The sequence below is a fragment of the Pantoea sp. MBLJ3 genome (assembly GCF_000816655.1).
Classification (GTDB): Bacteria; Pseudomonadota; Gammaproteobacteria; order Enterobacterales; family Enterobacteriaceae; genus Pantoea; species Pantoea eucalypti.
The window spans coordinates 255,951-272,703 of sequence record NZ_JSUT01000003.1 but is presented as its reverse complement, the minus strand read 5'-3'; the positions used below and the strand labels follow the sequence as shown (position 1 = coordinate 272,703).

The window sequence follows — 16,753 nt, the reverse complement described above, 5'->3', positions numbered from 1 at the left end:
AGGAACTGTGCGACATCCGATTATCAGGCTGTTTGTCATGCTGGCGGTGGTGATCACCGCTGGCTGTGGTTTTCATCCGCGCGGCACCACGCAGGTGCCCAGCGAACTGAAAACCCTGATTGTTTCAACCGGCGATCCTTATGGTCCGCTGGCGCGTACTGTACGTCAGCAACTGCGTATCAACGATGTCACCATTGTTGAAGACAGCAAGCAGACCCGTACCGATATTCCGACACTGCGTCTGGGTCCTGAAATGTCAGGGCGTAATACAGCCTCGGTCTTTATCAGCGGCACCACTGCCGAGTATCAGCTGGTGATGACCCTCACTGCGCAGGTGCTGTTGCCGGGCAAAGGTATCTATCCCATCAGCACCACGGTTTATCGTTCGTTCTTCGATAACCCGAATGCGGCGCTGGCAAAAGATGCCGAGCAGGACCTGATTACGCAGGAGATGCGTCAGCGTGCAGCTGAACAGCTGGTTCGTAAGCTGCTGTCGGTGCATGCCGCGCAGATGAACAGCAAAGATACTCTGCCAGCGTCAGTGATTTCGGTGCCGGGTCAGGGTTCACAGGAAGCGCCCTCTTCCTCTGCTACCAGCCTGCAATGATCAGGATTTATCCTGAGCAACTCAGCGCGCAGCTCCGTGAGGGGCTGCGCGCCTGTTATTTGTTAGCCGGTAACGAACCGCTGCTGTTGCAGGAAAGCGCGGATGCCATCCGTGCCGCCGCAACCACACAGGGATTCGACGAACATTTTAGTTTTACGCTGGATGCCCAGACCGACTGGGAGAGCCTGTTCGTCAGCTGCCAGTCACTGAGTCTGTTTGCCCAGCGTCAGACGATGACACTGCAATTCCCCGAGAATGGCCCCAACGCCGCCATGGCCGAGCAGCTGGTTAAGCTCTCTCAGCTGCTGCACGCCGATATTCTGCTGATCTGCCGGATGCCAAAGCTGACCAAAGCGCAGGAAAACAGCGCCTGGTTTAAGGCACTGGCTGCCTCTGCGGTTGTCGTGCCCTGCCAGACGCCAGAGCAGGCACAATTGCCACGCTGGGTGGTAAATCGCGCGAAAGCGCTGAAATTATCCGTGGATGACGCGGCAGTACAGCTGCTGTGTTACTGCTATGAGGGTAATCTGCTGGCGCTGGCGCAGGCGCTGGAGCGGCTCTCACTGCAGTGGCCGGACGGCAAGCTGACACTGCCACGGGTCGAAGAGGCGGTCAGTGATGCCGCGCACTTCACGCCCTTCCACTGGGTGGATGCCCTGCTGGCGGGTAAAAGTCGTCGCGCGCTGCATATCCTGCACCAACTGGAGAAAGAAGAGAGCGAAGTCGTGATTCTGCTGCGTACGCTGCAGCGCGATTTGCTGACGCTGTTGCATCTGCAACGCCATCAGGCCCAGCAACCACTGCGCACGCTGATGGATCAGCAGCGTATCTGGCAAAACCGCCGCGCGCTGTTCACCGACGCACTCCAGCGACTGGATGCCACCCGTCTGCAACGCGCCATTCATCTGCTGAGTCAGATTGAGATCACCCTGAAGCAGGATTATGGTCAGTCAGTGTGGCCGCAGTTGCAAACCCTGACGCTGCTGCTCAGCAGTCGCGCTTTTCCGACGAGCTTTGCCCATGTCTGAGTTACACGCACTGTTTGGTGGCACCTTCGATCCGATCCATTTTGGCCATCTGCGCCCGGTGGAAGCGCTGGCTCAGCAGACCGGCTTACAGCGTGTGACGCTGCTGCCCAATAATGTGCCCCCGCATCGTCCACAACCGGAAGCCAGCGCGTCTCAGCGGGTTGCTATGCTGCGCTGCGCTATCCGTGGCTTACCGCTGTTTGAAATAGATACCCGGGAGCTGGAACGTGACACACCCTCCTGGACCGTGACCACCCTGGAAGCCTGGCGCGAAGAACGCAGTGCAGAGCAGCCGCTGGCCTTTATCATTGGTCAGGATTCCCTGCTGAGCCTGTCCAAATGGCATCGCTGGCAGGATCTGCTGTCACTCTGCCATCTGCTGGTCTGCCAGCGTCCCGGCTATCCGACCCGGTTCGACTCGCCAGAGATGCAGGCGTGGCTTGAGCAACACGTCGCTCAGGATATCCGGCAGCTGCATCAGCAGCCCGCGGGGCATATCTGGCTGGCGGAAACCCCACTCTATGATATTTCGGCGACCGAAATTCGCCGCCGTCGCCATCAAAATCAGCCCTGCGATGACCTGTTACCCGCTGCGGTTATCGACTATATCGACCGCGAAGGCTTATATCGCGACTGATCCGGGCATGCTATACTGCGCCGCTTAATTTTTTGGCTGCACTCTCCGGGCTTACAGCCGGCTCGTTACTACCAGATTCCAAGGGGAACCTTTTGCAAGGTAAAGCACTCCAAGAGTTCGTTATTGATAAAATTGATGATCTTAAAGGCCAGGACATTGTTACCATCGACGTTCAGGGCAAATCCAGCATCACCGATTACATGATCATCTGCACCGGTACCTCCACGCGTCATGTGACTTCGATCGCAGAACACGTTGAGCAGGAATCCCGTTTAGCTGGCCTGATGCCATTAGGCATTGAAGGTAAAAGCGCGGCAGACTGGGTCGTGGTTGATCTGGGCGATGTCATCGTGCATGTGATGCAGGAAGAGAGTCGCCAGCTGTATGAGCTGGAAAAACTCTGGAGCTAATCGGTGAAACTGCAACTCGTTGCCGTCGGCACCAAAATGCCTGACTGGGTGCAGACCGGTTTTATGGAATACCTGCGCCGCTTCCCGAAAGATATGCCGTTTGAGCTGATCGAAGTTACCGCAGGTAAGCGCGGTAAAAATGCTGATATCAAACGCATTCTTGAAAAAGAGGGTGAAGCGATGCTGGCGGCGGTCGGCAAAGGTAATCGCATCGTCACGCTGGATATTCCGGGCCAACCGTGGGAAACCCCGCAGCTGGCACAGCAGCTTGAACGCTGGAAGCTTGATGGTCGCGATGTCAGCCTGCTGATTGGCGGGCCCGAAGGCCTGGCCCCCGCCTGTAAAGCGGCGGCAGAACAGAGCTGGTCACTGTCAGCATTGACGTTGCCCCATCCGCTGGTGCGCGTGCTGGTAGCCGAAAGTCTGTATCGTGCCTGGAGTATAACGACAAATCATCCTTATCATCGTGAATGACCGATCAGCCCACATCAGACATGACAAGTAGCGGATGAAATTACAAAGCAACGCCTTTCGCGATTACAGCGCCGAACAGAAACTCTTTGTCCGTCGGGCGTTTATCGCCTTCGTCGGTATCTTACTGCTCTCGTCAATTCTGGTGGTTAACCTCTACCACCTGCAGATTCTTCGCTTTGATGATTACAGCACCCGCTCTAACCAGAACCGCATCAAACTGGTGCCTGTCGCGCCCAGTCGCGGCATAATTTACGATCGTACCGGCACCCCGCTGGCACTGAACCGCACCATCTATCAGGCTGAACTTGTCCCGGAAAAAGTCGATAACCTGCAACAGACGCTGGAAAACTTACGTCCGGTTCTTGAGCTGACGGATGAAGACCTCGAGAATTTCCAGAAAGAGCGTAAACGCTCACGTCGTTTCACCTCTATCCCGGTTAAAACCGGTCTGAATGAAGTGCAGGTGGCGCGCTTTGCGGTTAATCAGTACCGTTTCCCCGGCGTGGAAGTGAAAGGTTATCAGCGCCGCTACTATCCTTACGGTGCCACGCTGACGCATGTCGTCGGCTACGTGTCAAAAATCAACGACCGTGACGTTGCCCGCCTCGATAAAGAGGGCATATGGCCGAACTATGCCGCAACACACGATATCGGTAAGCTGGGGATTGAAGCGTATTACGAGAGTTTGCTGCACGGCAAAACCGGCTTTGAAGAGGTAGAGGTTAACAATCGTGGCCGCGTTATTCGCCAGTTGCATGAGGAGTCACCTCAGGCTGGGCGTGATATCTATCTGACGATCGATCTCAAACTGCAGCAATATGTCGAGACTCTGCTGGCGGGAAGTCGCGCAGCAGTGGTGGTCAGCGACCCGCGCACCGGCGAAATTCTCGCCATGGTCTCTACGCCGAGCTACGATGCCAACTTATTTGTCGACGGTATTTCCAGTAAGGATTACCGTGGACTGCTGGAAGATGAAAACCGCCCGCTCTACAACCGCGCCATTCAGGCGGCTTACCCACCGGCTTCCACAGTCAAACCTTATGTCGCGGTTTCTGCCATGAGTGCGGGCGTGATCAACCGTAACACCAGTCTGTTTGATCCCGGCTGGTGGCAGCTTCCGGGTTCAGAAAAGCGTTTTCGTGACTGGAAAAAGTGGGGCCACGGCCGTCTGAACGTCACCAAAGCACTGGAAGAGTCTGCTGATACCTTCTTCTATCAGGTCGCCTACGACATGGGTATTGACCGCCTGTCGGAGTGGATGAACAAATTTGGTTATGGCAGCCGTACCGGCATCGATTTGCCGCAGGAGAGCGCCGGTAATATGCCTACCCGCGACTGGAAAATGAAACGGTTTAAAAAGCCGTGGTATCAGGGTGATACCATTCCGGTGGGGATCGGTCAGGGTTACTGGACGGCAACCCCGCTGCAGATGAACAAAGCGATGATGATTTTAATCAATGACGGTGTCGTCAAGGTGCCGCATATGCTGCGTGCTACCCGCGAAGGTCGTACCCTGGTGCCCTATCGTCAGCCGCCTGAGGCCCCGATTGGTGATATCCATTCCGGCTTCTGGGAAATCGCCAAAGATGGCATGTACGGCGTGGCGAATCGCCCTAATGGTACCGCGCACAAGAGTTTTGCTGATGCGCCCTATAAAATCGCCGCCAAGTCCGGTACAGCACAGGTCTTCGGCCTGAAAGAGAACGAAACGTATAACGCCCATAAAATTGCTGAACGATTACGCGACCATAAATTAATGACCGCGTTTGCCCCTTATGACAAACCTCGGGTCGCTGTGACCATTATCCTGGAAAACGGTGGCGCCGGTCCGGCTGTCGGCACCGTCATGCGCCAGATTCTGGATCACATTATGTTGGGTGATAACAATACAGTTCTGCCGGACGCCGCCCCTGTGCCGCCCGGTTATGAAGGTGAATAAACATGTCGATGCAAGATAGTCCGCAGAAACGATCGATCTGGATGCGCATCCACATCGATCCGATGTTTATGCTGATCATTCTCGCGCTGCTGACCTACAGCGCCGTGGTGATCTGGAGTGCCAGCGGACAGGATCCTGGCATGATGGAGCGTAAACTCGGGCAGATCGCGATGGGTCTGGTGATCATGATTGTGCTGGCGCAGGTGCCGCCGCGCGTTTATGAAGGCTGGGCGCCCTATCTCTATATTGTCTGCGTCATCCTGCTGGTGGCAGTGGATGCTTTTGGACAGATCAGTAAAGGGGCCCAGCGCTGGCTCGATCTCGGCTTTGTGCGTTTCCAGCCTTCGGAGATTGCCAAGATCGCGGTGCCGCTGATGGTGGCGCGCTTTATCAACCGCGATGTCTGTCCGCCGACGCTGAAAAATACCGGTATCGCGCTGATTCTGATCTTCCTGCCTACTCTGCTGGTGGCCGCACAGCCCGATCTCGGCACCTCGATTCTGATTGCCGCCTCAGGCCTGTTTGTGCTTTTCCTCTCAGGAATGAGCTGGAAACTGATTAGCGTGGCGGTACTGCTGGTCGCCGCCTTTATCCCGATTCTGTGGTTCTTCCTGATGCACGACTATCAGCGCGACCGCGTCATGATGCTGCTCGATCCGGAAACGGACCCGCTGGGTGCCGGTTATCACATCATCCAGTCGAAAATCGCGATTGGCTCGGGCGGACTGCGCGGCAAAGGCTGGTTGCAGGGCACCCAGTCTCAGCTGGAGTTTTTGCCGGAACGTCATACTGACTTTATCTTCGCGGTCCTGGCCGAAGAGTTAGGGCTGGTCGGCGTGCTGCTGCTGCTCGCCCTCTATCTGCTGCTGATCATGCGGGGACTGGTGGTAGCAGCCCGGGCGCAGACCACCTTTGGCCGTGTTATGGCGGGCGGTTTAATGCTGATTTTATTCGTTTATGTTTTCGTTAATATTGGCATGGTTAGTGGTATCTTACCGGTAGTTGGCGTGCCGCTGCCGCTGGTCAGTTATGGCGGCTCCGCGCTTATCGTGCTTATGGCGGGATTTGGCATTGTGATGTCGATCCACACTCACCGAAAAATGTTATCTAAAAGTGTCTAAGAGGCTGCAGATGCGTAAGGAATGGCTTGGCGTTGCACTGGCATCACTGGTTCTGGCGGCCTGTACCACGCCCGAACCCCAAAATACGGCGCCGCCGCAACCGGCTTACAACGGACCGGTGGTAGAGATTCCAGGCGTTGAGCCACGTTATGAGCCAATCAATCCGGGCACCAGCCAGGATTACAGCGTTAACGGCAAAAATTATCGCATCATCAAAGATCCGTCGAACTACAGCGAAGTCGGTCTGGCAACCTGGTACGGTGAAGAGGCACAGGGCAACCGCACCGCCACCGGTGAAGCTTACGATCCCGATGCGCTGACTGCGGCTCACCCTACTCTGCCGCTGCCGAGCTATGTGCGTGTGACCAATATCGCGAATGGCCGTCAGATTGTGGTGCGCGTTAACGATCGCGGTCCCTACACGCCGGGACGCATTATCGACCTGTCGCGGGCTGCCGGTGATCGCCTGAATATCTCCAACAATTCGCGGGTACGCGTCGACTACATCAAGGTCGCACCCGACGGCACGCTCTCAGGTCCCGGCACCATCGGAACCGTGGTAGCCAAACAGAGCTACTCTCTGCCTGCCCGCCCGGATCTGAGTGGCGGCGCGGTGATGAACGGCGGCAGTGCAGCCCCTTCTGAACCGCCTGCACAGAATGTTGAAGCCATCAGCAACAGCACGCTGCAGAGCAGTGACAACATGGGCGCGCCAGTCCAGAGCAGCGGCTTTCTTGGCGCACCCCAGCCATTAGCGAACGGTGTACTGGAAGGTAACGAGCCGCCAGCCGCCGCACCTGCCAGTTCCGCACCCGCAGCAGCCAGTGCCTCGCCTGCAGCCAGCAGTGGTTCCGCCGATGGCTATGTGGTGCAGGTTGGTGCGCTGAACGATCCGGCGCGTGCGCAGCAGATGATGAAAAGCCTGAGCCAGCGTTATGGTGTGCCCGGCAAGGTTGAAAACGCGGGCAACAATGTCTATCGCGTACAGCTTGGTGGTTATGCCTCCCGCGCCGAAGCGGCTGCGCTGCAACAGCGCCTGAGCAGTGAAGGCCAGGCCGCGTCATTTATTACGAACACACGTCGCTGAACCGTGGTTCAGAGCACTGCAGGTTACGTCTGCTAACAACCCAATCATCATGCCCGGTGCCAGAAAATCTGGCATTGGTTATGATGAGTGACATTTTTAACCTCAAACTCACGGATGTTGTAGTCCTACACATGAACACGCTGAAATCATCTCGTTTACTGAAACGCCTGACAGTGGGATCACTGATCGCTATCTCTCTCAGCCATGCTGCTATTGCTGATGACGTCAATCTCAAGACCATGATTCCGGGCGTGCCGGACATTGATGCCGAAGCGTATGTCCTCATCGACTACAACTCAGGCAAAGTGCTGGCAGAGAAAAACGCCGATGCACGCCGCGATCCTGCCAGTCTGACCAAGATGATGACCAGCTATGTCATTGGTCAGGCCGTGAAAGCGGGCAAAATTCATCAGGATGATCTGGTGACCGTCGGCCCGGATGCCTGGGCGACCGGCAACCCGGTGTTTAAAGGTTCTTCGCTGATGTTCCTGAAACCAGGCGATCGCGTGCCGGTTTCACAGCTGACCCGTGGCATTGTCCTGCAGTCCGGTAACGACGCCTGCGTTGCGATGGCTGACTATGTCGCTGGCAGTCAGGATGCCTTTGTTAACCTGATGAACAACTACGTCAAAGCGCTTGGCCTGCAGAATACCCACTTCGGGACCGTTCATGGCCTGGACGCGGAAGGTCAGTACAGCTCCGCGCGCGACATGGCGTTGATCGGCCAGGCGCTGATCCGCGACGTACCGGAAGAGTATGCTGTTTATAAAGAGAAAGAGTTCACCTTCAATAATATCCGTCAGATGAACCGTAATGGTCTGCTGTGGGATACCAACCTGAATGTGGATGGGATCAAAACCGGTCATACTAACTCAGCCGGTTACAACCTGGTGGCGTCAGCGACCGAAGGCCAGATGCGCCTGATCTCCGCTGTGATGGGCGGTCATACCTATAAAGGCCGTGAAACTGAGAGCAAGAAACTGCTCACCTGGGGCTTCCGTTTCTTTGAAACTGTTGCGCCACTGAAAGCAGGCAAAGAGTTCGCTTCTGAGCCAGTCTGGTTTGGTGATAATGACCGTGTGCAGCTGGGCGTGGAAAAAGATGCTTACCTGACCATTCCACGTGGCCGTATGAAAGATCTGAAAGCCAGCTATGTGCTGACCAATACAGAACTGCACGCGCCACTGAAGAAAAACCAGGTTGTGGGCAGCATCAACTTCCAGCTGGATGGCAAAACTATCGAACAGCGTCCTCTGGTGGTGCTGAACGAAGTCTCTGAGGGTGGTTTCTTCGGCCGTATCGTTGATTACATCAAACTGATGTTCCATCACTGGTTCGGTTAAGCGTAAGGGGTGATTGAAAAATCACCCCTCTGCCCCCATTACAGGATATTATGATGCTCCCGCTCAGGCGGGAGCCTGTTTTTTATGCACCGGAGTTAATATGAAAACCAAACTGAATGAGCTGCTCGAATTTCCTACCCCGTTTACCTACAAAGTAATGGGTCTGGCGCAACCGGAGCTGGTTGATCAAGTGGTTGAAGTGGTGCAACGTCATGCGCCCGGCGACTACAGCCCTGAAGTTAAGCCGAGCAGCAAAGGCAACTATCACTCCGTAAACATCACTATCACCGCCACCCACATCGAGCAGGTTGAACGCCTGTACGAAGAGCTGGGCAACATCGAAATCGTGCGGATGGTCCTGTAATTTACGGGTCGGCAAGGCGCCTCTGCCTGACGGTTTGCCGACGTTATTCTTAACGTTATTTCCTTTAGCGGGCTATCGTTTTGTCAGTTGAAACCCTCTTTGTCCGTCAGTCCGGTCTGTGCGACTGGCAATCTGTCTCCGACGCCATGCATCACTACACCGACCAGCGCGATGACCAGAGTCGTGACGAAATCTGGCTGGTCGAGCATCCTCCGGTCTTTACGCAGGGTCAGGCGGGAAAAGCGGAGCATCTGCTGATGCCAGGCGATATTCCGGTGGTGCAGAGCGATCGTGGCGGTCAGGTGACCTATCACGGGCCGGGACAGCAGGTGATGTACGTCCTGATCGATGTGAAACGCCGTAAACTCGGCGTGCGCCAGCTGGTGACCATTCTGGAAGAGACGGTAATCGCGACGCTGGCAGAGTTCGGCGTCAGCGCCCGCGCCCGCGCGGATGCTCCTGGCGTTTATGTCGGGGAAGAGAAAATCTGTTCACTGGGATTACGCATCCGCAAAGGCTGTTCATTTCACGGCCTGGCGCTGAATGTGGCCATGGATTTATCTCCTTTCCTGCGCATCAATCCCTGTGGTTACGCCGGGATGAGCATGACCCAGTTGAAAAATTTTGAGCCAGAGGTGACAACGGAGCAGGTACGTTCTCCGCTGGTCAGCGCCTTTGCGCGGCTGTCAGGTTATGAAAATGTTGAATGGATATCAGGCGATCTCCCTGTTAAGCCTTAACGCAGAATGCGAATTTACAAATATGTAACGTATCCGTGCTGACTGTGGCTGCTTCGCAGGCGATGTGATGATATAATTTTTGCACTTTTTTCAAATAAAGTTGAAAGCCCCCTTCCCGGTTTGAGTGGGAACGCTTTCAAATCGCAATCCGACCGGAACCTGCTGATTTATGAGTAAACCAATTCAGATGGAACGCGGCGTCAAATATCGTGACGCAGACAAAATGGCGCTGATCCCGGTGAAAACCGTGGCTGTTGAACGGCAGGAGATGTTGCGTAAGCCGGAATGGATGAAAATCAAGCTGCCAGCTGACTCCAGTCGTATTCAGGGCATTAAAGCCGCGATGCGTAAAAACGGGCTGCACTCAGTCTGCGAAGAGGCCTCCTGCCCTAACCTTGCTGAATGCTTCAACCACGGTACTGCCACCTTTATGATTCTAGGTGCTATCTGTACCCGTCGTTGTCCGTTCTGCGATGTGGCACATGGCCGTCCTAATGCGCCTGATGCTAACGAACCGGCAAAACTGGCGCAGACGATTGCCGATATGGGCCTGCGCTACGTCGTGATCACCTCTGTTGACCGCGATGATTTACGTGATGGCGGTGCACAACATTTTGCAGACTGTATCCGCGCCATTCGCGAAAAAAATCCCACGATTAAAATTGAAACACTGGTTCCGGACTTCCGTGGCCGCATGGACCGTGCGCTGGAAATTCTCACCGCAACGCCACCGGATGTGTTTAACCACAATCTGGAAAACGTACCACGCGTCTACCGCCAGGTGCGGCCGGGCGCTAACTACGAATGGTCACTGAAATTGCTGGAGCGGTTCAAAGAAGCGCATCCGGATATCCCGACCAAATCGGGTCTGATGGTTGGGCTGGGTGAGACCAACGCCGAAATCGTGGAAGTGATGCGCGATCTGCGTCGCCACGGTGTCACCATGCTGACTCTGGGCCAGTATCTGCAGCCGAGCCGTCACCACCTGCCGGTTCAGCGCTACGTCAGCCCGGCTGAATTTGATGAGATGAAAGAAGAAGCGATGGCGATGGGCTTCACCCATGCCGCATGCGGTCCGTTTGTCCGCTCTTCCTATCATGCGGATATGCAGGCCAAAGGCGAAGAAGTGAAATAAGCCGGCCTCCGCTATCAGAAGCCTGAAAAACAAAAAACCAGACTGGAAACAGCCTGGTTTTTTTATGCGTGCCTGACGTTGCCTGAAATAAAAAGTAACAGTTATTTTCAGCAAATAACCGATTAATCTTTATGAACGACACGTTCTGCCGGTACGTCTTCAGCGGTTGTTCGGGTTGCGCTGGTATCTTCGTCTTTCATGGCTTTTTTGAAGCCCTTAATCGCGGAGCCCAGATCGCCGCCCAGTGAGCGCAACTTGTTGGTACCAAAAAGCAGTACGATAAGCGCACCGATAATCAGCAGCTTGGCAATACTGATACCTTCCATATTTAACCTTTCAACTTATTCAAATCACGGTGACTGTTATTTACGCGCAGTTTGCCTGCGGCGACAACTGGAATCTGTAACAGAGTGAGATCTCAGAGAGGCCGATTAAGTATGCACAAGTGCCAGCACTCAGCGTTTTGCTCGCTTTGTCGTCATGGATTTTTATCCTTAGATCACTTGAGTTCAGGACGCGCAAAGCGCCGGTTCTCCAGTACCGGCAGCATCTGTCGGGCATAGACGACGCGTTCCGGGTCGAGTTCAGCAAACAGTAGTGTCGGGGACTCCGCGGCATTCGCCACCGCTACCCCCAGCGGGTCGACCACCAGACTGTTGCCAATATTGCGTGGGCCACACTCGCCCACCGCCACCATATAGCAGGTGTTCTCCAGCGCGCGGGCACGGGTCAGTAAATCCCAGTGCATCTCTTTCAGCGGGCCTTTCACCCATGCGGCAGGCAACACAAGTACTTCTGCACCGTCCAGCGCCAGTCGTCGTGCCAGTTCCGGGAAACGCACATCATAGCAGGTCATTAATCCAACTTTCATACCCGCAACCTCAATCAGCGGTGGAATGACATGGCCTGGATTGACCCGTTGCGATTCCTGCACGGCAAATGCATCGTACAGATGCAGCTTTTCATAGGTGGCAATAATTTCGCCGTTGCGGATAGCCACCAGTACATTGAGCGCTTTATGCTGGTCACTGGGGACATGGACGCTCATTATAGTGGTCAGCGCATTATGCTCACTGGCAGCCAGCAACTGTGTGATAAAAGGGCCATCCAGCGGCTGTGCGGCTTTCACCACTAAATCGGGATCGGTATTATCGCGCGCCAGAACAGCTTCTGGCAGGACCAGCAGATCCGCTTCTCCCTCTGCTGCCCGCTTCATCAGAGCCAGACATCTATCAGCGTTCTCCTGCCATTCACGGCTGACCGCAAATTGTCCCAGTGCAACTTTCATCATCTCTTTCCTCCCCCAGCGACCAGAAGTATCACTTCCCGCGTCACTCATCAGTGATTAAGCCCTTGCAGAGAATGCTCGCATCCAGAGCCGGCGATCGTTGTCTGTTCTCTTTAAAACGAACCTGATCGCCGCTTATTCCTGCGCTGTGCTTCGGCATTGTACAGCCAGTGCAGTGTCATCCTGTTTTCTTTTATACCGCCATAGCCTTTAAGCGCTATCGCTCGCCGCCCTTAATACCGCTAACAGCTTCAGTGCGTGTTCTGCGTGGACGCCGTCCCGATGGGTATGCAGAGAGTGTCTGCATCACGTGAGGTAACGGCGCTAATCAGCAGTCGGACAACTGTTTATGCTGTCCTGAAACCAGATAGGAAGCAGAAAGTGCTGGCAAAGAACAAATGCTGTGGTAGCAGGTCAGCAATAATCCCTGTCGCCAGCCTCAGGGATGAACAGCGGGAGATGATTGCCGAGGCACTGGTCATCGCCTCAGGACGGGAATTTAACCCGCTTGCAGATTTTTAATGAGATAACAGGGTGATTCAGCATAACCCTCGCGCGCGTAAAACTGATTCGCCTTGAGCCGTGACTGATGGCAATGGACTTCCATACGATCGCAGCCACGGCGGGCTGCCAGCGTTTCGGCATATTGGAGCAGTTGCTGGCCGACACCTTTGCTGCGCTCACCTTCCGCAATACAGAAGTAACTGATGCGGGCGAAATCACCGGCCAGGGCCAGCTGAGGAATAAAATGAAGTGAAAGGAAACCCAGAACCTGACTGCCCAGTTCAGCCACTAACAGCGCTTCACTGGGATCGCTGCATAACTGCGCCAGACGCTGCTCAATGAAACTTTCAGTGCCGCCGTAGCCTAACTCACTCAGCAAGGCACTCAACGCAAAACTGTCTCTCAACTCCGCATGCCGTATGTTCATCCTGTCTCCTCACTCATCGGGTTCTGTAGCACTGTTATATAGCGTCGCAGGCTGAAAAGCTGCACAGCTTGTTGTTATAAATATGTTACGAGGATTTATTGTGAACCGCCGCGCAGTTTGTGCGCCCCTGGGGACAATTCAGAAGGTTACGATGTGAGGGATGAAGCGCAGATTACAGCCATAAAAAAACCCGCCATAAGGCGGGTTTTTAGAATTCTGACTGTTAACTTACAGACTGATAACGTTAGCAGCAGATGGGCCTTTAGCGCCGTCGGTGATTTCAAACTCTACGCGCTGACCTTCAGCCAGAGTTTTGAAGCCGTTGCTCTGGATTGCAGAGAAATGTACGAATACATCTTTGCTGCCATCTTCAGGAGTAATGAAACCGAATCCTTTAGATTCATTAAACCACTTAACGTTACCTTTGATCTTAGACATCTATATTACCTTTACATGAAAAATGGACACTAAACTGTGTCGGGGTCTAGTACAGCAATTGCTGAGGGATTTGTCCAGCATGATTTGATGAAAAAGTGATAAATATCGACTTTCCGTACATGCATCACACTTTCCTGCTTTTCGACTTGCGAAACACTCATCAGCAGGGATCAGACGTATGGCCTGTGCCTTCCACTAACCTGCTGGAAAGGCAAACCTTTTTGATCTTTAGCACCGTGACGTTTTGAGGTTAAAAAGGAAAATCTTATTAAGACGTATTCCTGTTATTACTGATAACGATCGTCTCAAAAGCGTTATTTTTTATCGTCCTGCGGGTAGTAAACCTCAGCATAAAAATCCGATTTCCCTGCTTCCGGAGGCCGCCGTAACGCATCTGGTTATTTAATGTGCAGTTGATCGCAAATTCCTATCCGCCGAAACGACTTTTTCTCAGACAATATTGAGACTGCTGTGCCATTGCCCCCAGTGAGAGCAGGCAACCTGCTGATATTTTCACCAAAAGCAGGCAAACCTTGAGAAAGATCAATGAAGTGCTTTTTAGTGTCCGGATTCGCATCTGGCAACAAACAATTAACGTTATGAGCAACTACTTTTCTTATGGCGAGCCGGAATAATATTATCCGGCAATAGATTACGTCCGCTTAACCGGTGAGGGGATAGCTTCCTTCCGGGCAAATGAAAAGGAGAGTGAGGCACAGGATGGTGATGAAGATACGCTGCAGTCAGTGCGGAAGCACCCGATTCGTTTTTACGGAGTATCACGAGGAAGAGCACAACGTTCATGGTGCCCGCTGTGCGAACTGTAAAAAATGCCTGGATTCCCAGGATCTGCTGCCCACGACGCCGATGGATCCCATTACACAGTGTCTGCTGGCCAGCCAGAAAACAGTTCGGGCACCTGATTAGGTGCCCGTTGTCGCTGAAGCTTTTACAAAAATCAGAAAATCAGTTTGAACACCCCTGTCAGGGTCAGCAGGCCGACGATAAAGATAATCGCGATAATCCACAGAATAATTTTCATTTCCTTTTCCCTCACTGATTAGACACGTTTCCTGTAGGCAGTATAGACAGGAATATTTATCGCGCCGCTTCACTCAGGCTTCAATTGGTCAAAAGTTCACCAATCCTGCTCTTTATTTGCTTTCTGGGATAGCGATCGCAACACCAGTTTTTACCGGCACTCTTTTTTCGTTTTAAAGAATACTCCTGGCTAAAATTTATGCGGCAAGGCAGGCCTCAATAGTGATGAGACTGAAATGAGTCGCGAGGAGATCTTATGAGCACGATTAATACCAGCATGGGCCGCTACAGCCTTAAGGCCAAAAACAGCGGTAACCACATCAGAGGTTCTTTCGCCATCAACGATGAAGGCGGCACGCAGCTCTCTATGCAGGAGTTTGACGAGCACTATCTTGATGATGTGGTGAATAACGTGATCTACCCGGTCACTGGCGGCAACCGTGAAATTGCACGTGCGCTGCGGGAAGAGATGGTGAAAGCCGGTTTTGAACCGCCTCACTAAGGCGTCAGAATTAAGTGACAGCCTGGGCCGCACTTGCGGCCCTTTTTAGTTTTAACGTCGTGCACCCGGTCAGAACAGAGCGCCGCTGACAGATTTGCCAGCGACGACAGGTTAAATCACCCAGGAGAGCAACAGGCAACCCACCAGGCCACAAACCGAAATAATGGTTTCCAGCGCAGACCAGGAGCGAATGGTTTCGCCAATCGTCAGGTTGAAATACTCTTTGAACAGCCAGAATCCAGGGTCGTTAACGTGAGAGAAGATCACGCTGCCGGACCCCACGGCGATCACCATCAGTTCCGGGCTGGCGCCACTGGTAACAATCAGCGGTGCAACAATACCGCCGGCAGTAATCGCTGCTACCGTGGCAGAGCCCAGCGCAATACGCAGCACTGCGGCAATCGACCACGCCATAAAGATGGGTGACAGCTGCGTTGAGTGCATCATGCTGGCGATATATTTATCTACGCCACTGTCCACCAGCACCTGTTTAAAGGCACCGCCACCACCGATGATCAACAACATCATGGCAATGATTTTGATCGAGTCGGTCAGGGTATCCATCACCTGTTCCATCGTGCGGCCACGATTCAGTCCAAAGGTGAAGATGGCAATCAGCACCGCAATCAGGGTCGCCATGACCGGGTCGCCAAAGAACTCCGCATAGGGCAGCAGCACGTGGCCTTTTGGCAGCAGCATCTCCGCCACGGCACGCAGCGCCATCAGCACCACTGGTACCAGTGCCGTCCAGACACTCACGCCAAAGCTGGGCATTTCCGCTTCGGTAAACGTTTTCGGGTTATAGAGCCCCTGTGGAATCGGTTTATCGATATTTTTCAGGAAACGTGCGTAGACCGGACCTGCCAGAATCACCGTAGGGATACCCAGCAGCGTGCCAAACAGCAGCGTTTTACCCATGTCTGCGTTAAACAGCGTGGCAATGGCGGTTGGACCCGGATGGGGCGGAAGGAAACCGTGCGTCACGGACAGAGCAGCGGCCATCGGCACCCCGACATAGAGCAGCGGCACACGCGCCGACGCCGCCACGCTGAATACCAGCGGCAGCATCAGTACAAAGCCGACTTCATAGAACAGCGCAAATCCGACAATAAAACCGGTCAGCACCAGCGCCCACTGAATGTGCTTTGTGCCGAATTTCTCAATCAGGGTGGTCGCGATACGTTGCGCCCCGCCGCAATCGGCCAGCAGTTTACCGAGCATGGCACCAAAGCCCATGATCAACGCCAGGCTGCCCAGCGTGCCACCTACACCCGCTTTGATTGAGGTAATAACTTTATTCACCGGCATGCCCTGCATCACGCCGACGGCCAGCGCCACCAGGATCAGCGCGATAAATCCATTGAGCTTAAAGCGAATCATCAGCAGCAACAGTAGCGCGACGCCGATCGCCACATAGAGTAATGGCATAGCTTTTCTCCACCTTGTGCACCGAACGGAATACGGTGTCGATTTATTATCATGATCCCCGTAGGGCGACAAAACAGTGCCTTTGTAAGATGTTTACACATCCCGACAAACGCTGTTACCGATAACATGTTAAGGGTAACATCCGCAGGAAAGCATCACCCCGCCGACGGTGAATTTCTGTTTTGCGAAGGTGATCAACTTTTTGCCGATGCGTTATCAGAAAGTTTGCCAGTGTCGACG

Annotated in this window: 18 protein-coding genes; 13 read left to right on the top strand and 5 right to left on the bottom strand. The window is 53.9% G+C overall.

Going from position 1 to position 16,753, the window contains the following annotated elements; all coding sequences use genetic code 11:
* Positions 1-7: 7 nt before the first annotated feature.
* The 12 genes from lptE (at position 8) to lipA (ending at position 10,885) form a co-directional block, all read left to right on the top strand.
* On the top strand, positions 8-607 hold the full coding sequence (gene lptE / locus NP77_RS04360) for an LPS assembly lipoprotein LptE (RefSeq protein ID WP_003854016.1): 600 nt from the start codon (positions 8-10) through the stop codon (positions 605-607).
* On the top strand, positions 604-1,635 hold the full coding sequence (holA, locus tag NP77_RS04355; protein ID WP_039659159.1) for a DNA polymerase III subunit delta: 1,032 nt from the start codon (positions 604-606) through the stop codon (positions 1,633-1,635). The genes lptE and holA overlap by 4 nt, the downstream gene beginning before the upstream one ends.
* Positions 1,628-2,272: a nicotinate-nucleotide adenylyltransferase gene (gene nadD / locus NP77_RS04350; protein ID WP_039659158.1), complete on the top strand. Its 645-nt coding sequence runs from the start codon at positions 1,628-1,630 to the stop codon at positions 2,270-2,272. Before holA ends, nadD begins: the two co-directional genes overlap by 8 nt.
* Before the next feature lie 92 nt (positions 2,273-2,364).
* Positions 2,365-2,682 carry a ribosome silencing factor gene (gene rsfS, locus NP77_RS04345; RefSeq protein WP_003854023.1) on the top strand — a complete coding sequence of 106 codons (318 nt, stop codon included), beginning with the start codon at positions 2,365-2,367 and terminating at the stop codon, positions 2,680-2,682.
* Between the two features lie 3 nt (positions 2,683-2,685).
* Positions 2,686-3,156, top strand: a complete 471-nt coding sequence (rlmH, locus tag NP77_RS04340; protein ID WP_008103678.1) for a 23S rRNA (pseudouridine(1915)-N(3))-methyltransferase RlmH — start codon at positions 2,686-2,688, stop codon at positions 3,154-3,156.
* 34 nt (positions 3,157-3,190) lie between these two features.
* The gene (mrdA, locus tag NP77_RS04335; protein ID WP_003854026.1) at positions 3,191-5,095 is read left to right on the top strand and encodes a peptidoglycan DD-transpeptidase MrdA; all 1,905 of its coding nucleotides are present in this window, start codon (positions 3,191-3,193) and stop codon (positions 5,093-5,095) included.
* Between the two features lie 8 nt (positions 5,096-5,103).
* Positions 5,104-6,216: a peptidoglycan glycosyltransferase MrdB gene (gene mrdB / locus NP77_RS04330; protein WP_033743010.1), complete on the top strand. Its 1,113-nt coding sequence runs from the start codon at positions 5,104-5,106 to the stop codon at positions 6,214-6,216.
* Positions 6,217-6,226: 10 nt separating this feature from the next.
* Complete coding sequence (rlpA, locus tag NP77_RS04325) at positions 6,227-7,303, top strand: endolytic peptidoglycan transglycosylase RlpA (RefSeq protein ID WP_003854028.1); 1,077 nt, start codon at positions 6,227-6,229, stop codon at positions 7,301-7,303.
* Positions 7,304-7,434: 131 nt separating this feature from the next.
* Entirely contained in the window at positions 7,435-8,646 is a 1,212-nt protein-coding gene (gene dacA, locus NP77_RS04320; RefSeq protein ID WP_003854029.1) for a D-alanyl-D-alanine carboxypeptidase DacA, read from the top strand.
* A 100-nt stretch (positions 8,647-8,746) separates the two neighbouring features.
* Positions 8,747-9,010: a DUF493 family protein YbeD gene (gene ybeD, locus NP77_RS04315; RefSeq protein ID WP_003854030.1), complete on the top strand. Its 264-nt coding sequence runs from the start codon at positions 8,747-8,749 to the stop codon at positions 9,008-9,010.
* Between the two features lie 80 nt (positions 9,011-9,090).
* Positions 9,091-9,750 (top strand): lipoyl(octanoyl) transferase LipB, encoded by a 660-nt coding sequence (gene lipB / locus NP77_RS04310; protein WP_008924997.1) that lies wholly within the window; start codon positions 9,091-9,093, stop codon positions 9,748-9,750.
* Between the two features lie 169 nt (positions 9,751-9,919).
* Positions 9,920-10,885, top strand: coding sequence for a lipoyl synthase (gene lipA / locus NP77_RS04305; RefSeq protein ID WP_003854032.1), 966 nt, complete (start codon positions 9,920-9,922; stop codon positions 10,883-10,885).
* A 122-nt stretch (positions 10,886-11,007) separates the two neighbouring features.
* Here the strand turns inward: lipA and tatE are convergent, their stop codons facing one another.
* From tatE to cspE, 4 genes are all read right to left on the bottom strand, one after another.
* Positions 11,008-11,211 carry a twin-arginine translocase subunit TatE gene (tatE, locus tag NP77_RS04300; RefSeq protein WP_003854033.1) on the bottom strand — a complete coding sequence of 68 codons (204 nt, stop codon included), beginning with the start codon at positions 11,209-11,211 and terminating at the stop codon, positions 11,008-11,010.
* A gap of 173 nt (positions 11,212-11,384) precedes the next feature.
* Positions 11,385-12,173 carry a deaminated glutathione amidase gene (locus NP77_RS04295; protein WP_039659296.1) on the bottom strand — a complete coding sequence of 263 codons (789 nt, stop codon included), beginning with the start codon at positions 12,171-12,173 and terminating at the stop codon, positions 11,385-11,387.
* Positions 12,174-12,672: 499 nt separating this feature from the next.
* Complete coding sequence (locus tag NP77_RS04290) at positions 12,673-13,104, bottom strand: GNAT family N-acetyltransferase (RefSeq protein ID WP_003854037.1); 432 nt, start codon at positions 13,102-13,104, stop codon at positions 12,673-12,675.
* Positions 13,105-13,332: 228 nt separating this feature from the next.
* Positions 13,333-13,542: a transcription antiterminator/RNA stability regulator CspE gene (gene cspE / locus NP77_RS04285; protein WP_006118399.1), complete on the bottom strand. Its 210-nt coding sequence runs from the start codon at positions 13,540-13,542 to the stop codon at positions 13,333-13,335.
* Positions 13,543-14,839: 1,297 nt separating this feature from the next.
* Here cspE and NP77_RS04275 point away from each other — a divergent pair.
* Complete coding sequence (locus NP77_RS04275) at positions 14,840-15,085, top strand: hypothetical protein (RefSeq protein WP_003854040.1); 246 nt, start codon at positions 14,840-14,842, stop codon at positions 15,083-15,085.
* A gap of 111 nt (positions 15,086-15,196) precedes the next feature.
* On the opposite strand, the gene gntT is transcribed toward NP77_RS04275, so the two are convergent.
* Positions 15,197-16,513, bottom strand: a complete 1,317-nt coding sequence (gene gntT / locus NP77_RS04270) for a gluconate transporter (protein ID WP_003854041.1) — start codon at positions 16,511-16,513, stop codon at positions 15,197-15,199.
* Between the last annotated feature and the right edge of the window lie 240 nt (positions 16,514-16,753).

Excerpts from the sequence above, each read along its gene's own strand:
- holA (WP_039659159.1), top strand. The coding sequence starts at position 604 with ATGATCAGGATTTATCCTGAGCAACTCAGCGCGCAGCTCCGTGAGGGG.
- nadD (WP_039659158.1), top strand. The coding sequence starts at position 1,628 with ATGTCTGAGTTACACGCACTGTTTGGTGGCACCTTCGATCCGATCCAT.
- mrdA (WP_003854026.1), top strand. The coding sequence starts at position 3,191 with ATGAAATTACAAAGCAACGCCTTTCGCGATTACAGCGCCGAACAGAAA.
- mrdB (WP_033743010.1), top strand. The coding sequence starts at position 5,104 with ATGCAAGATAGTCCGCAGAAACGATCGATCTGGATGCGCATCCACATC.
- rlpA (WP_003854028.1), top strand. The coding sequence starts at position 6,227 with ATGCGTAAGGAATGGCTTGGCGTTGCACTGGCATCACTGGTTCTGGCG.
- dacA (WP_003854029.1), top strand. The coding sequence starts at position 7,435 with ATGAACACGCTGAAATCATCTCGTTTACTGAAACGCCTGACAGTGGGA.
- ybeD (WP_003854030.1), top strand. The coding sequence starts at position 8,747 with ATGAAAACCAAACTGAATGAGCTGCTCGAATTTCCTACCCCGTTTACC.
- lipA (WP_003854032.1), top strand. The coding sequence starts at position 9,920 with ATGAGTAAACCAATTCAGATGGAACGCGGCGTCAAATATCGTGACGCA.
- tatE (WP_003854033.1), bottom strand. The coding sequence starts at position 11,211 with ATGGAAGGTATCAGTATTGCCAAGCTGCTGATTATCGGTGCGCTTATC.
- NP77_RS04295 (WP_039659296.1), bottom strand. The coding sequence starts at position 12,173 with ATGAAAGTTGCACTGGGACAATTTGCGGTCAGCCGTGAATGGCAGGAG.
- NP77_RS04290 (WP_003854037.1), bottom strand. The coding sequence starts at position 13,104 with ATGAACATACGGCATGCGGAGTTGAGAGACAGTTTTGCGTTGAGTGCC.
- cspE (WP_006118399.1), bottom strand. The coding sequence starts at position 13,542 with ATGTCTAAGATCAAAGGTAACGTTAAGTGGTTTAATGAATCTAAAGGA.
- NP77_RS04275 (WP_003854040.1), top strand. The coding sequence starts at position 14,840 with ATGAGCACGATTAATACCAGCATGGGCCGCTACAGCCTTAAGGCCAAA.
- gntT (WP_003854041.1), bottom strand. The coding sequence starts at position 16,513 with ATGCCATTACTCTATGTGGCGATCGGCGTCGCGCTACTGTTGCTGCTG.